This is a genomic window from Dawidia soli (genome assembly GCF_018598185.1).
Taxonomy (GTDB): domain Bacteria; phylum Bacteroidota; class Bacteroidia; order Cytophagales; family Cyclobacteriaceae; genus Ohtaekwangia; species Ohtaekwangia soli.
The window spans coordinates 26,479-40,270 of sequence record NZ_JAHESC010000032.1; the positions used below are offsets into that span (position 1 = coordinate 26,479).

A 13,792-nucleotide genomic window follows, 5' to 3' on the forward strand; every position below is an offset into this window, starting at 1 on the left:
CAACAACTCACTATGACTGAAACCACTTTATTCGAACAATTCGCCGAAGCCGTAGGCGGCGTGTTTATGAAGCTCCGAAAAGAAAAAGGTTATACTAGCTACGAAAGCTTTGCATTCGATCATGAGTTTCCACGAGCGCAATACTGGAGGGTGGAAACTGGAAGGCACAACTTGACAATGCGTACGATCGTCAAGCTACTTGTGATCCATAAATTGACATTGGAAGCATTCCTGGCTCTGCTCGTCAACGAAACGAAGATGCCTTATCGACGCGTTGACGTTGCTCTCAATCGCCCGATTACAATGCCCGAAAAATAGCAACATTATCCATCTTCTTAGAGTATCAAAAATCGATGAATTATTCTATTCCCTAGAGACGAAGCTACAGAAGTTATGAAAGTTTCGCGTTCGATCACGATTCCAATTAGCTATCAACAATATGAAAACAGTGTACAATATTCAGAACAACTACGACAACACAAGCAATCCGAGCCAACAAAATCAACCAAGTTTTAATCCCATTGATAAGCTAATCGAAGTTTTCGAGAAAATAGATCACTTGGTAGCAGAGAATAGAAAGCTTTACGAAGCACTCCTGCAAGTGGAACGTGACAAAAACGCACTACTTACTGAACTTCTAAACGGTAAAAAAAGACAGGAATACATACGCGCGAAATGATAAGGTATGACCGTTACCCCCATACAATCCACAATTTGACATTAGAAGCATTTCTGATGTTGCTCGTAGACGAAGCGAAGATCTTATACAACACCAGATTTAGGAATCAGCCTAAAATTTTATATGGCACACTTTTTTGAATTCGTGCACATTAAGAACTTTCGCTCTATCAGAGATTGTAAGCTGACTGACCTGCGCAAGTTCAACATTATTATTGGCCGGCCTGACACAGGTAAAACGAACCTTATTGACGCATTGACTTTGCTCTCAATCCCCGGATTACAATGCAGCACTCTCGAGCTTCTTAGAGCGTCGAAAATCGACGATTTGTTTTATTGCTTCGATAAGAACAATCCGGGGAGCGTAGTTACAAACAAAGGCCAATGTGAATTTCAGTGCCATGCCGATCGAGCTTTAACGATCGACTTGTCCTTTGTGCCCAATAAAAAATTGACTTACATTCTTGATGAGCGTTCACAAGAACGCATGGAGACGCGGCATCTGACTGCATTAGGGATTAAGCGATACCAATATAACCTTGACGCAACATACCTGCTTGACGATAACAGTGAGTTATCCCTTCCATTTGGCGAAAACCTGTTTTCCGTTGTTCGCCTAAATACTGACTTATGCACGCGCCTCACACGGCTACTAGAGGAGTCGCGGGTCGTACTAGCAACCGATCCCGTTGGTACTGTGGTTCCGTGTTTGCCTTTAAACTCGGGCGGAATTACTAAAATGCCGTATCGGTCAATTGGCTCAACGCTACAACGAATGATTTTCTATTTCGCGGCGATCATGTCTAACCGAAACCAGATCATATTATTTGACAACATTGATGCAGGCATGTTTCCAAACTTTCTCTCCCCGCTGGCTGCAGAAATGATGGACAGTGAAAATCAATATTTTTTTTCAACACATAGTCCTTTTATCCTTGATGACTTCTTACAGGAGGACTGGAAAAACATTGCGGTGTTCATGGCATACAGAACTGAGGAGGGCACCAATGTAAGGCGCCTAACAGAAGAAGATCTACGATCGATTTACAGCTATGGGGTGGACGCATTTACCAATAGCGAATACTTTGTTCCAGACCGCAAGTGATCCTTCGTCTTGCAAAGGCGGCCATTGACTAGCATATTTCACGCTGCGTTCGTTCGTGTTCTGCATCATACTATAATCTGACTATGGTCCACGAAAAACACCATTCCATCCACACCGCTCGCAGCATCTACAATTTCACGTGACATGATGGGCACAGCCCATCCTCTATCGTATTGTTGATCGGGTATATACAACTTCAACGGTGTCAATACCTTGTCTCCATTAATGTCCTGGTACAAGACAGCCTGTATGCCACAAAGTCGCCAGTTTGCCATAATTTCGGCAGACATTTCTTGAAAATGTGATTCGTAAGGCTGCTTTGGCATACGGTAGCTTACATATGAAACTAAAATACTGATAATTAGCATTTAACGGATGAACCGATCTATCGAAAGTTCCTGCCCTCAGGGAATATCTTCCCTTGTACTATTTGATTGCCCGCACTACCTGGTTTAACGTCTTTCACCGACGAACTCTCATCAGCCTCTGACAAGGGGCCAGAATGGGCCTGTGCCACGTTTTTCGGCATTAGCTTCCCGAGCAATGGAGTGACATTCCTGCACTTTTTGGCAATCACGTGGATTACCTCGCCCTCCCGTTGAAGAGTGCCTTCTACCATAAGCACGCGCGATTGCAGAATTTCTTTTCTGTGTTTATCAAACAGGTTCTGCCATACGACCAAATTGGCGATGCCGGTTTCATCTTGTATCGTGATAAAGCAGACGCCGCTCGCGGTGCCCGGACGCTGCCGAACAAGCACAAGACCAGCGACTTTCACTTTGTGGCCGTTGTTCAAGGTTGGTAAAGCTGACGCGGGCGTAATGTGCAGCATGTCTAAATCTTTACGAATAAAACTTAACGGGTGAGCCTTTAATGAAAGGGCCGTCGCAGCGTAATCGTGGACAACGTGTTCGGACAGCGTCATCGGCGGAAGCGTGACCGTGGCGTCCTCCTTATCCTCAAAGGATAGATGCCCATGCAGAAGCGGCTTTACTTCACCTTTTACGGTGAGTGCCCAGAGCGCCTGGCGCCGATCCATGCCCATTGAATTGAAGGCGTCGGCATCCGCCAGGCGCTCCAGACAGGCTACAGACAGGCCGGCGGCACGAAGTTCGTCCGTGCTTGTGAAAAGCGTTTTACGGGCCTTTATGAGCGTTTCAGCATCATCCTGCCGCATGCCCGTCACTTGCCTGAACCCAAGTCGCACGGCGTAATACTTTTCGCCCCTCTCTTCCATCACATTGTCCCATGCCGAGTAGTTCACATCTACCGGGCGGACTTCAACACCGTGCTGCCGGGCGTCGATGACGATTTCGGCTGGCTGGTAGAAGCCCATTGGCATGCTGTTGAGCAAGGCTGTCGCAAATACATCCGGTAAGTGACATTTGATCCAAGCAGATACGTATACAAGCAGCGCGAACGAGGCAGCGTGGCTTTCGGGAAAGCCATATGAACCAAAGCCTTCCAGTTGCTTAAACACGCGCTGTGCATATTCCTTAGTATAGCCTTTGGCGGTCATGCCATTGATTAGCTTGTCTTCGAAATGCTTGACGAGGCCGTGTACTTTAAAGGTTGCCATGCTGCGGCGCAGCTGATCGGCTTCGGCCGGAGTAAAACCTGCCGCCACGATAGCGATTTTCATGGCCTGTTCCTGAAACAGCGGAACGCCAAGCGTGCGGCCAAGGATGCCGCGCAGCTCTTCTGACGGATACTCGATAGGCTCCTCGCCGTTCCGCCGTCGTAGGTACGGATGGACCATATCGCCCTGTATTGGACCGGGCCGGACGATAGCAACTTCAATTACCAGGTCGTAAAACTCCTTAGGGCGCAGGCGCGGAAGCATTGACTGCTGCGCGCGGCTTTCAATCTGGAAGACGCCGATCGTGTCGGCGCGGCTGATCATTTCATACACGGCCGGATCATCCTGCGGAACGTTTGCCAGTGTCAAGTCGCGCCCGTAGTGTCTCTTCGTCAAATCAAAGGCCTTTCGAATGCAGGTGAGCATTCCGAGCGCCAAAACGTCAATCTTTAAAAAGCCCAGTGCATCAATGTCGTCTTTGTTCCACTCGATGTTTGTTCGATCCTTCATGCGGGCATTAAGAATCGGGCATAAGTCAGTCAGCTTTCCTTCGGTGATCACAAAGCCACCAGTGTGCTGGCCGAGCTGCCGAGGAAAACCCATAAACTGCGCCGTCAGCTCTAGCGTTTTCCCCAACACGAAGTCGTTGGGGTTGAGACCGGCATCTTTGATTCTTTTCGCGTCAAACCACTCATTGCTGTAACCCCAAATGAGCTTAGACAGCCGTTCGATTGTGTCAACGGACAGTCCCATAGCCTTGCCTACGTCGCGTATCGCACCGCGCTGGTGAAGCTGGGTGACGGTGGCGACTATGCCTGCACGATCCCTGCCATACTTGTTGTAGATGTATTGCATGACTTCCTCGCGCCGCTCGTGCTCGAAGTCGACGTCGATGTCGGGCGGCTCGTTTCGTGCAGAAGAAATGAACCGTTCAAAAAGTAAATCGAACTTAACCGGGTTTACCGAGGTGATACCAAGGCAATAACAGACGGTAGAATTTGCAGCAGATCCGCGACCTTGACAGAGGATGCCTTTCGAGCGCGCAAAACGAACAATGTCATCGACGGTTAGGAAGTATTCAGCATAATTCATTTCTTCGATGAAAGCCATTTCATGGGCGATGTTAGTTTTGATCTTTTCAGGAACGTTTTCGCCAAACATCTTTTTTGCCCCTTCCCAGGTTAGGTAGCGGAGCTGTTCGATCGGTGTGCGACCACTGGTATTGATCTCCTTCGGGTATCGATATTTTAATTCGTCAAGTGAAAACTTGCATGAGTCGGCAACCTCCTGCGCACGCCAAATCGCAGATGGATAACGTAGGAATAACCTGACCATTTCGTCTACCGGTTTAAGATGCCGCTCCATGTTTGGATAGAGTAGATAGCCTGCGGTATAAATAGTGCACTTTTCGCGAACGCATGTCATTATGTCTTGAAGTTCACGGCGTTCGCGCGTGTGGTAATGGACGTCATTAGTGGCGACTACTGGTGTGTTTGTTGACGCAGCGAGCTCAAAGATGCGACTCAAAAATTTGGCATCATGACCGTTGTAAGCACGTATCGCTGAAAGATAAACGTGCGTGCCGAGATGCGCACGATATTCATGGACGGCCGCTTTAAATGCGTCTTCTAATTGTAAATTTTCATTTACTGTGGCAGAAGGCGGGACGATGATAAATTTTATTCCCCCGGCGTGTGCATACACATCTGACTTATATAAATGGCACTTACCTTTTTCGGTTCGCAAATTGCCGAGGGAGAGCAATGCTGACAGGCGGCTGTAGGCGTGCATATCCGTCGGGAATGCCAAGAGGCTTGGACCATCTTGCAGGTCAAGTCTGCATCCCGGAATAAATTTTATCCCGACTTTCTTTGCAGCCGCATGACCACGGACAATGCCAGCTAACGTATTGCGGTCAGTCATAGCAATGGCTGAATATCCTAACATGGCGGCTTGCTGGACGACTTCCTCGGGATGGGACGCCCCACGCAAAAAGCTGAAGTTAGTAGTCACCTGTAGCTCACAATAGCGATCTGGTTTCATACGCCTCTCTCACCTTCTGCAATGATCTCGATAATAATGTATCAAACTATCCGTCGCTCTATCACCGTTGCGGCTTTTGACGCGCAGTCAGATCGGTAGTGTCGATGCCGTCTTTAGTGGTGCCACTGTTGACACCATGCTCGATGTGTGCCGGATAAAGGACTTGACGTATAAGTTGATTGATTTGATCAAAAAACCAGTTGTAGCCAAACAATCCATCTTTCAACGCCGGCTCATAGAGACTTTCCTGAATGACTGACCCTTCGAAGTTGGAAAGTGCCCCGCGAATCTGGTCAAGTTGTGTTTCTGATGCCACGACCTCGAACTTGTAATTAAGATAGGCAGGGAGGTCACTTTTTAGGCTGTCCACAAGAGATTTGCGCTCCTCAAGGAGTGTTGCTTTAATCCTGCGTATGTCTTCCGACTCTGTACCACGCCGCACATCCTGTGCGCCAGTGGCGTTACCCATCCTTGCCTCCATGTTGAAATCTTTGGATCAAAAGTAAAACACGCAACTAATTAAATTAGAATAACCAACTAATATTTTTAGTTTTTTCTTATACCTTTGTTTAGTCGGGAAATTTTGGGGATGCGAATGCCACCGGCGATAGAAAATTGGGGAAGTGTCTGTACGAGTGGTCGACCGGATGGGCACATAAAAAAAAGGACGAAATTTGAGCAGAGATAGGGTTGATAGTCGGAGTGTCGAATTTAAAAAATTAATCGTATGTGCTTTTTTAAATCGCTGACAGCAAGCTATGATGACTTGGCCTTTTACTACGGTAATAGAAACCTGGATCATCTTGTGAAGGAATTCGAGGCATCGTTTCAATCAATTCAAAATCACGTTCAACCGATTCGAGAAAAATTGTCGGTGCTCATGGATAGGGATCCGCAGCTTGCCCAGCTTTCGCTTATGCAGCCCAATCAGCTCTACAATCAGTTGCTTAGCTACTCAAAGAAGGCTGGTCGTCCTGCGGTATACACCCAGCAAGATGTAACGTTGATGAAGCGTTATTTACGAGATATTGAGCGTTTTCAGCCAAGCGGCATATCCGCCTACTATGAAAATGGCTTTGATTTGTTTGCAACTCCCGTGCTTACGGCGGGCGACCCAGAAAACTATAAGATGTTTCATTGGGGCCTCGTCCCTACAGAAGTACCAGATAAAAATGCTTGGCTTGATGAAAAGGAGCGACTTAATGCCAAGTCAGAGTGGGTGCCCATGAGCGACGATTTTCGACACACCTTTGAAAAGGGACAACGATACCTGATTCCGGTTAGCGGATTTTACGAATGGCGGACGCTCGATGAAGAGGTAGGCGATGAAGACGCGAAAATTAAAATTCCATACTATGTGACCTTTCGCGATCAGAAGCCGCGCATGATGGCTGGGTTGTATAGTCGTTGGCGAAACCCGCTGACCAATGAGTTCTATTATTCCTACGTGCTACTCACCACAAAGGCCAACGCGATCCTGGAATATGTCCACAATACAAAAAAGCGGATGCCTGTATTTATTCCGCAAGAACAATGGTCCAAATGGTTGGATAAGACGTTGTCGCCAAGGGAGTCACTGCAGATGTGTCAACCGTATCTGGACCCCGATATGCGAGCGTATACGATCACTAAGCTGCTGAGCAGCAACGACGCCCACCGTAATGTGCCTCACGTTCGGTACCCAATGAATTATAATCCAGCGATAGAACAGGCAATCTATTTTTTACAGGCCGGTAATCATAAGCAGGCGCTGGAAGTATTCAGAGAGGCGGTAGCGCGATCGACAGCGAATGCGAATCAAATAGATATACAGCATTTGGAGCTTGCGGCGCGGCAGCCCATTATAGCTGAGTTGTCTTTAGCAGCATGATGTACTGAGACACTACTGCTTATCATGGGTATACACGCACGTCGCCGCTGATTACTAAGTCGGATGCAGGGCCTACAATGTAGTTCACCGTCCCGGGGCCAAGAACCGGCTTATTGATGAAACTCTTACCGTATAGAGTTATATTGATCGTGTCTTCAATAAATATATTTATGGCGTGTGGCGCTGACGCACCCGCCTCAAGTACAGCACCGGTAAGAATGAGCGTGTATACCTGATTGTTGTGGTTGGTCTCAAACAGCTTGCCGTCAGATTTTAGATTTTTCAGCCTTCCAGAAATCAGCACTTTGTAGTTAAACCCAAAAATGAACAAAGTAGGCGCATTCCCGATCAAAGTACCTTGTAGATCAAAGTACTGTCCTCCCTCTCCGAATATATAATTTCCTTCGGTGAGTTCAACCCTTCCGGTTATTGTCATCAAGCTCGGACTGCCAAGAAAAGTGAAATTGAAAAAGTCTCCCTTCAACACCACCGGGTTTGAACTCGTTCTATTGTAGGTACAGTTTCGCCAAACGCCATCCAGCACCAATAGAGTTACCTGAGCATTCAATATGGCGACAGTATTAGCAACACACTGCGCAAAAGTATCCGTTGAAGGGCCAGCATTAAACGTACAGGTTCTAAGAAAACCGCTTAAAACAACTTTCGACCCAAGCACAACTACTACGGTGCCCCCAACTAAGGACAGCTCATAATTGCCTGATGTGATATACGTGGTGGCACCCGCTGGCTGGGCGATTTTCAGTTTGTATGAATTAACAAATGTAGAATTGTTAGTTACCGGTTCTTTAAACAAGCCATGTGCGGTCGCATTGTAGTTGACATCGAAGGAGAAGCCATTGAAGCAAGGAGAGATTGCACTAGTCGTTGTCGAGTTGTTATTAATCGCCAGTTTGACCACACCATTCCCCGTGCTTCCGTTTCCGTCACAAACAATGCACGGCTGGTCGGCACTTGGCGCGATCTCGACGCAGCCTTCGAACGTGCCTATGGTGAGTAACAAAGGCATCGTAAGGAATGTGCCTTTCAACTGTAACGCCGTTCTCCAGCGAATGGAATATTGTCTTGCACTTTGACCAGGTTTGTTGAATTTAAAAATGCCTGCTGTGTTGGCATCTATTTTGAAATCGAATTCACCAGCAATCTTCACCGGTAAGTTTGAGTTCGCTATTGCCGTGTAATCGAATAATATAGCACCAGCTTGTGATACCGAAATCTGAACACCACCGCCAAGCGTCCCATACTCGACACCATTCACAGCCAGATTTGTATTCACTGTGTAATCACCCGGCAGGAACATCACTTTGTCACCGGCACCTGCACGCGACGCTATGCCGTCTGGGGCGAACGGCCTTGAAATGTCACCTTTCAATCCGTGGTTATTATCACCATCCGGTGAGACAAACAGCACATTCGGAAACTTGATGTCTCCACCGCGCAAAAGGTCTGCATCTGTCAGGACTGAATTTAGCTCAGCGAGAGTGTCGATGTCTTCGGTTTTCAAAAACGTAAGCCCCTGGATGATGCCGTACATTTTTTCCAAAGTGTCAGCAATTGCTGGCACATTTCCTTTGATCGACTCTATAGCGGCCTGTGTTTCTCCCGCCGGCGCAAGATCCGCATCGAGCAGAAGGACATTCAACTTAGCCAGCGAGTCTATATCCTGCCGCGTCAGATACTGTGCGTCCGGAAGCTTTTGCAGGATTGCAAAAAGCAGCTCCTCGACCACAGAGCGAAAAGGCGGTGTCGGTGCCATATTAGAGGTATTGTTGTTTGAGAATCCATCCGAGGAGGGCACCGGCTGCAATGGTCACCCCTGCCATGATCCGCTTAAACGTAACCTTGGTCATGGCCCGGAAATCGATTAACGTATACGTGAAGCGATTGCCGTAGAGCGCCTCATGCCGACGGCACAGGGCTATAAAGGATTCGAAGTCCTGGGCATTTTGGAACACCTGGCACCCGGCGGAATACCGTCCAATCACCGCCGTAGTGCCCGATTGCTCCGCTCGGTGAATGTTAATGCCAAATAGGCCGGTTTGCTTTTCTCCGTTGAACAAGTCGAGGATTGAGTCGCGGTTATAATCGCGGATCACCGTCAGCGGTAGCACCTGGACAAGGGCCGTGTATGTGCTTCTGTGCTTTCCAATGGCATAAGCTTCCCGATATTGTCCTTGCGGAAGGATTGCCGTTCCTTGCGGGTAGGCCGGGTTGTTTAGCCAATAAGTTCCGGGGTCGGTCGTTGCAGGAAATACATGATAGTTCCATTTACCGTCGCTCTTCGTATAAAACACGTGTATTTCATCATCGAATTGGTTTGATTCAGTGCTGCGACCACGCAACCCTACGATGTTCACCTCGTAGGGCCGCGTGAATAGGTCGTAGTCATAGTCCCTCAAAATGGCTTTTATTCGCGAGAGCATTACGGCGTAAATTGAAATTTGTTGATCCGGTTAATCCAGCCACCGTAGAAAACTGCCTGGCTAGGCTTCCGTGCCACAATGTTATCGTAGAAGAGTCGGCGAGCCACTTTCAGTTTCTTAAAGAACACCTCTTGGTCACAGCCATTTATCGCCCGCAACGTCAGTGGTCCGACAACTCCATCATCGTCGATCTTCAGGAGACGCTGCACCTGCTTGGCGGCAGTGGACCGGCCGGAGTTGTAGCCCCAATCAACGATGATATTTGCAATCGATTGGTTTTGTATTAGATCACCTTTGAAGTAGTCCCAGAAAACTGTTTTGGCGACAAAATATGCGTCTTCCTTTTCCAACAGTTTGATGTCCTCGGCGTCGATGTCACCATCGCTGTCCTTGTCGTGCCCATGTTCTTTCCATACGGCCAATATTACGCCGTACTTCGTTGGCCCACCCTTGTCGGCAGGGTGGTTCACATATCCACCTTCAAGCTGCACAAGCTTGTCGGCCAACCCCTCAAATCTCGCCATAGTTGTTATTGTTTAGTTATTGAATTTCACCTCGTATATTTTATGTCCTGGGTAGGCACCCGAAAGATGCTGTTATCAATGCTTCGCACCCACGTCATCCCGTTTTCAACCCGCAGCTCGTCGCCCAGCACTGCGTTTGCCTGGACAGGTATTCTGTTATCTTGGGTATCAATCACAAACGTCGGCCGCATCGTAACTACGTCACGGTATAAAGCAAAACCTTGAAGGCTCCATACACCCGAATCATTTACCTTTAAGCCTATCCGCAAAAATTCCGTCTTTAGTGTATTGCGGGCTTCCTCGTTTCCTTGAAATGCGTAATCCAAAAGGTCGGTTACGATCGTCTTGCCAACAATATCTATTAGCTTGTAGTACGAGTTAACAGCCGAGTAATCGGTTGTCGAATGCATACCACGCAATGCACTTATAACTGCTTCGAGATTCTTAGCTCGCGCAGCATTGTAAAGTATTCGCGCTTGTGTTGAAGCTTCGCCGATCGAGGATACTGACAATGCAGACGCTGCGACAATCATTTTAAACGTCGTTTCATCAATCACTTCGCCATAGCCTGCAATCTTCAATGCGTTAGCCGTCCCCTGGCCGAACTGGCCGTCAATTCCACCGTTAGCGTTCATGACTGAAACGCCAATTTTATTCGCGATAGCTTGCTGCAGTTGAGTAACGCGCGCGCCCCGACTGCCGCGTTTCAATGGGAAAGCGTCGTTACGGTTCGTTGAAGTTGATGCCTTTGCGATTGACGTCGACGCCGGCATATTGTTGTTGATGATAATCGGTGAACTGTCGTTATCACTCCTGAGCAACGTCGGGTTCCGTCGCAATCGGCTATAGAGTAAATATCCAGCGCCACCGACTGCAATAACAGCTAGTGCAGCCACAAACACCCTCGATGTGCTGATACCTTTCATTTTGGAACCTGATTTCCGGTCCCTTCTTTTCCTGCCCCTCTTCATTTCTATCATTTTTTGCCGGCCAGAATTGTAATCAACTGATTGTATTCGTCGCTGCTCAATTCATCTTCCAAATCAGCATTCAGATTCCGGTTGTACAAATTCATATATTCCTTTTGAACACGAGCATACATTGTCTTAGAAGGAAGCTGATTGAATACCTGAAAGATCGCAGCCTCATTAGATCCCCAACCAAAGTAATTGTCATTTTCGAATGCCATCTTTAGTTGCTTTGCAAGCGTCGCCGGGTCTCCCTCATCGAGGCTGTGCTTCTGTGCGGTGCTTGACACAATTCTTCTGTAAAAATGACGGCCGACAAGGAACAGACCCGTAGCGGTGCCCGTCGCTAGTAGTGTGCCTACGGCTACGTTTTTTAAGCTGTTCAGTTGTCTGGTCGTCATTTCCATTTCTTACAGTCCTAAGGCCCGCTTGGCCAATGCCGTCTTAACAGGATCGTTCTGTACCACATCCGCGAGCTTCTTAATCTCCCGTACCTGCAGGCGCTCCATCAGGGCACTTGCTGCGCGCAACTTCTCCTCGGCCTCGTTAGCCGTGGCCGCTTGTATGGTTACTTCATATTTATATTTGTTCATGGCCTGTTAATTGCGACGGTATTTATCACGACGTCGATTTTTCTTTTGTCCTCGGCAAGCGCCTGAAGAATGAGAATTACCCGATCGAACTCCTCCTTCAGAAACTGAGCCTTTAATTGTTCGACAAACGATACGGCGGCCTGTTCATCTTCCGTGAGTTCATGACTGTCGCCCTTGGCGTGAAAGCTTACGGATCCTTCCGTAGCGGACTCGGGATTCTGCGCGGGTACATTGATTAAACCGGCGAGAGCTTCACCGCCTGGCATGCTCTTTATTATTGATGGATTCCTCCGAATAAAGCTTTCCACGAAAGTGGAACCGATCTCCCCGAGCAATCCCTTCAACGGCGACTGTTGTTCCTTCAATGCCTTATGCTCGATCTCCAGTTTTTCCAGTTCTTTCTCCAGCTCCGCATATTCGCTTTTTAATTCATTGAATTCACGCTCTAGCGTGGCATGCTGCCAGTCTCGTTTTTGTCGATCGACCTGCTCGGCGATCTTCGCGTCAATGTCTATCCCGGAAAGCCCCTCTTTTGTATTGTCTGTTAGTGTGAAAATGTACCGGTCGTTATTGTTGCTGCTCCCCGTAAAGAATAAGATCTCGATCGCTTTAGTGTCTCCGTCCACGAATCGATTAAAGTCCATAAATTCTTCCGGGTCGCTTGTCCTCCTAACAGCTTTGAATCCGTCGACGACAATTTCGTACTCGATCGGCCTTCCCTTCTCCGCATACAGGCGGAGGTACTCCTGCCTTTTCTCCACCTTGATGGGGTCGTATGACTCCTTCTTCACAAATCCCATGTTAGTTCACGATAATAATTTGAATCACTTTTACCCTTCGCGTGCCTTGTCCAGGGTTGCTTATTACAATTTCGCCACGATGCTGATGTACGTTCTCGGGAAGTTCATCATCCGTTGAGTCGTAAATGCCGTAGTCCGACTCCACCACGATACCCGGCGGGTCGTCCACCAGGAAGAACAATTCGTTATAGGCCGCGAGCCATATTCTCTCATTCTCCCGGATCACCAAATCACGATAACGCAAGTGATACCGGTTAAACCCGAGCTGTTTTATTCGCTGCGGCACATAGCCGAGAATGAATGACTCGCTCATAGGTGTATCTCTATCGGGTCCAGGGGGTCAGCTCTGCCGTCATTGTCTGTTTCTTCAACCTCAACTTCCAGAAGCTCCTCTGTCTCTTCATACTGGACGTAAATTCTCACGACAAGCGGACCGCTGAAGATCTCTCCTTTGAACCATGCGGTAATCAGAGCGTTATCTCCCTCTATATCCACTGCCGCAAACTTTGGAACCTCTCCTGTCACATAGGGTGCGGCGCTAAAATGACTATCTTCGATACGGATTAGCGATTCGTCCGAGTGTGGCGTGTCGGCGTCGTATACGTCGGCAACATAGAATACGTCTCTGCTGTCGTTCGCCTGAAATGTTACCGTTCCTATTCTCATTTTCTCGTCGCTGTTACTAACAGGCCCATTACTCGCTTCACGTTTGCCGGTAATCTGATTTCGACCGGTTTGTAACGCTCCAGCTTGTCAAGCTCCAATTTCACCAGCGTGTATTTATATTTTACTCGCGTTACCACCATGTCGTTATTTCATTTCGCATTGTAGCACGACAATCACACGGTACAGGGTAAAGGCTGCATTGGGATTGTCTGTATCCTTGTACAATATCTTCACTTCTCCATTTCCTGATACAACACCATTGCCTAGCTTTCGAAACTTCTCGTTTGGCGGCACAGAAATGCCCGACATCAGAAGCTTACTCTCATAGTCCTCGGGGAATAGTTCATCACCATTGATCTCGATACGTTGTGAACCGCGATAAAAGAGCATATTCGGTAAGTCTGACGACAACAGGATGCCGTGAACCAGCCTTACATTTTTGTCTAGGTCGAACTTTTTGGTGTATGACGTCGCTGCGCCATCCACCAAAAAGCTGTAAACCTTATCAACTATCAGTGCCATATA

16 protein-coding genes are annotated in these 13,792 nt (G+C 47.9%); 4 read left to right on the plus strand and 12 right to left on the minus strand.

Annotated features, from left to right (window positions below; all coding sequences use genetic code 11):
• Positions 1 to 12: 12 nt before the first annotated feature.
• From KK078_RS20070 to KK078_RS20080, 3 genes are all read left to right on the plus strand, one after another.
• Positions 13 to 318 carry a hypothetical protein gene (locus KK078_RS20070; RefSeq protein WP_254092099.1) on the plus strand — a complete coding sequence of 102 codons (306 nt, stop codon included), beginning with the start codon at positions 13 to 15 and terminating at the stop codon, positions 316 to 318.
• Positions 319 to 439: 121 nt separating this feature from the next.
• The gene (locus KK078_RS20075) at positions 440 to 679 is read left to right on the plus strand and encodes a hypothetical protein (RefSeq protein ID WP_254092100.1); all 240 of its coding nucleotides are present in this window, start codon (positions 440 to 442) and stop codon (positions 677 to 679) included.
• A gap of 123 nt (positions 680 to 802) precedes the next feature.
• A complete protein-coding gene (locus tag KK078_RS20080) occupies positions 803 to 1,783 on the plus strand; it encodes an AAA family ATPase (RefSeq protein ID WP_254092101.1) in 981 nt (326 codons plus the stop codon).
• A 385-nt stretch (positions 1,784 to 2,168) separates the two neighbouring features.
• Here the strand turns inward: KK078_RS20080 and KK078_RS20085 are convergent, their stop codons facing one another.
• Both KK078_RS20085 and KK078_RS20090 read right to left on the minus strand, forming a co-directional pair.
• Positions 2,169 to 5,405 carry an error-prone DNA polymerase gene (locus KK078_RS20085; RefSeq protein ID WP_254092102.1) on the minus strand — a complete coding sequence of 1,079 codons (3,237 nt, stop codon included), beginning with the start codon at positions 5,403 to 5,405 and terminating at the stop codon, positions 2,169 to 2,171.
• Positions 5,406 to 5,466: 61 nt separating this feature from the next.
• A complete protein-coding gene (locus tag KK078_RS20090) occupies positions 5,467 to 5,886 on the minus strand; it encodes a hypothetical protein (protein ID WP_254092103.1) in 420 nt (139 codons plus the stop codon).
• Between the two features lie 246 nt (positions 5,887 to 6,132).
• On the opposite strand from KK078_RS20090, the gene KK078_RS20095 reads away from it, so the two are divergent.
• Positions 6,133 to 7,275 (plus strand): SOS response-associated peptidase, encoded by a 1,143-nt coding sequence (locus KK078_RS20095; protein ID WP_254092104.1) that lies wholly within the window; start codon positions 6,133 to 6,135, stop codon positions 7,273 to 7,275.
• Between the two features lie 22 nt (positions 7,276 to 7,297).
• On the opposite strand, the gene KK078_RS20100 is transcribed toward KK078_RS20095, so the two are convergent.
• The 10 genes from KK078_RS20100 to KK078_RS20145 all read right to left on the minus strand — a co-directional run bounded on the left by KK078_RS20100 (position 7,298) and on the right by KK078_RS20145 (position 13,789).
• The gene (locus KK078_RS20100; protein ID WP_254092105.1) at positions 7,298 to 9,049 is read right to left on the minus strand and encodes a hypothetical protein; all 1,752 of its coding nucleotides are present in this window, start codon (positions 9,047 to 9,049) and stop codon (positions 7,298 to 7,300) included.
• Position 9,050: 1 nt separating this feature from the next.
• Complete coding sequence (locus KK078_RS20105) at positions 9,051 to 9,716, minus strand: hypothetical protein (RefSeq protein ID WP_254092106.1); 666 nt, start codon at positions 9,714 to 9,716, stop codon at positions 9,051 to 9,053.
• Positions 9,716 to 10,240, minus strand: coding sequence for a glycoside hydrolase family 108 protein (locus KK078_RS20110; protein ID WP_254092107.1), 525 nt, complete (start codon positions 10,238 to 10,240; stop codon positions 9,716 to 9,718). Before KK078_RS20110 ends, KK078_RS20105 begins: the two co-directional genes overlap by 1 nt.
• Positions 10,241 to 10,266: 26 nt before the next feature.
• Positions 10,267 to 11,166: a hypothetical protein gene (locus KK078_RS20115; RefSeq protein ID WP_254092108.1), complete on the minus strand. Its 900-nt coding sequence runs from the start codon at positions 11,164 to 11,166 to the stop codon at positions 10,267 to 10,269.
• 50 nt (positions 11,167 to 11,216) lie between these two features.
• Positions 11,217 to 11,615 (minus strand): annexin, encoded by a 399-nt coding sequence (locus tag KK078_RS20120; protein WP_254092109.1) that lies wholly within the window; start codon positions 11,613 to 11,615, stop codon positions 11,217 to 11,219.
• Positions 11,616 to 11,618: 3 nt separating this feature from the next.
• A complete protein-coding gene (locus tag KK078_RS20125; RefSeq protein ID WP_254092110.1) occupies positions 11,619 to 11,801 on the minus strand; it encodes a hypothetical protein in 183 nt (60 codons plus the stop codon).
• The gene (locus KK078_RS20130; RefSeq protein WP_254092111.1) at positions 11,798 to 12,601 is read right to left on the minus strand and encodes a hypothetical protein; all 804 of its coding nucleotides are present in this window, start codon (positions 12,599 to 12,601) and stop codon (positions 11,798 to 11,800) included. The genes KK078_RS20125 and KK078_RS20130 overlap by 4 nt, the downstream gene beginning before the upstream one ends.
• A 1-nt stretch (position 12,602) precedes the next feature.
• On the minus strand, positions 12,603 to 12,914 hold the full coding sequence (locus tag KK078_RS20135) for a hypothetical protein (protein ID WP_254092112.1): 312 nt from the start codon (positions 12,912 to 12,914) through the stop codon (positions 12,603 to 12,605).
• Positions 12,911 to 13,267: a hypothetical protein gene (locus KK078_RS20140; RefSeq protein WP_254092113.1), complete on the minus strand. Its 357-nt coding sequence runs from the start codon at positions 13,265 to 13,267 to the stop codon at positions 12,911 to 12,913. Before KK078_RS20140 ends, KK078_RS20135 begins: the two co-directional genes overlap by 4 nt.
• 144 nt (positions 13,268 to 13,411) lie before the next feature.
• Positions 13,412 to 13,789, minus strand: a complete 378-nt coding sequence (locus KK078_RS20145; protein WP_254092114.1) for a hypothetical protein — start codon at positions 13,787 to 13,789, stop codon at positions 13,412 to 13,414.
• Between the last annotated feature and the right edge of the window lie 3 nt (positions 13,790 to 13,792).

Excerpts from the sequence above, each read along its gene's own strand:
- KK078_RS20070 (WP_254092099.1), top strand. The coding sequence starts at position 13 with ATGACTGAAACCACTTTATTCGAACAATTCGCCGAAGCCGTAGGCGGC.
- KK078_RS20075 (WP_254092100.1), top strand. The coding sequence starts at position 440 with ATGAAAACAGTGTACAATATTCAGAACAACTACGACAACACAAGCAAT.
- KK078_RS20080 (WP_254092101.1), top strand. The coding sequence starts at position 803 with ATGGCACACTTTTTTGAATTCGTGCACATTAAGAACTTTCGCTCTATC.
- KK078_RS20085 (WP_254092102.1), bottom strand. The coding sequence starts at position 5,405 with ATGAAACCAGATCGCTATTGTGAGCTACAGGTGACTACTAACTTCAGC.
- KK078_RS20090 (WP_254092103.1), bottom strand. The coding sequence starts at position 5,886 with ATGGAGGCAAGGATGGGTAACGCCACTGGCGCACAGGATGTGCGGCGT.
- KK078_RS20095 (WP_254092104.1), top strand. The coding sequence starts at position 6,133 with ATGTGCTTTTTTAAATCGCTGACAGCAAGCTATGATGACTTGGCCTTT.
- KK078_RS20100 (WP_254092105.1), bottom strand. The coding sequence starts at position 9,049 with ATGGCACCGACACCGCCTTTTCGCTCTGTGGTCGAGGAGCTGCTTTTT.
- KK078_RS20105 (WP_254092106.1), bottom strand. The coding sequence starts at position 9,716 with ATGCTCTCGCGAATAAAAGCCATTTTGAGGGACTATGACTACGACCTA.
- KK078_RS20110 (WP_254092107.1), bottom strand. The coding sequence starts at position 10,240 with ATGGCGAGATTTGAGGGGTTGGCCGACAAGCTTGTGCAGCTTGAAGGT.
- KK078_RS20115 (WP_254092108.1), bottom strand. The coding sequence starts at position 11,166 with ATGAAAGGTATCAGCACATCGAGGGTGTTTGTGGCTGCACTAGCTGTT.
- KK078_RS20120 (WP_254092109.1), bottom strand. The coding sequence starts at position 11,615 with ATGGAAATGACGACCAGACAACTGAACAGCTTAAAAAACGTAGCCGTA.
- KK078_RS20125 (WP_254092110.1), bottom strand. The coding sequence starts at position 11,801 with ATGAACAAATATAAATATGAAGTAACCATACAAGCGGCCACGGCTAAC.
- KK078_RS20130 (WP_254092111.1), bottom strand. The coding sequence starts at position 12,601 with ATGGGATTTGTGAAGAAGGAGTCATACGACCCCATCAAGGTGGAGAAA.
- KK078_RS20135 (WP_254092112.1), bottom strand. The coding sequence starts at position 12,914 with ATGAGCGAGTCATTCATTCTCGGCTATGTGCCGCAGCGAATAAAACAG.
- KK078_RS20140 (WP_254092113.1), bottom strand. The coding sequence starts at position 13,267 with ATGAGAATAGGAACGGTAACATTTCAGGCGAACGACAGCAGAGACGTA.
- KK078_RS20145 (WP_254092114.1), bottom strand. The coding sequence starts at position 13,789 with ATGGCACTGATAGTTGATAAGGTTTACAGCTTTTTGGTGGATGGCGCA.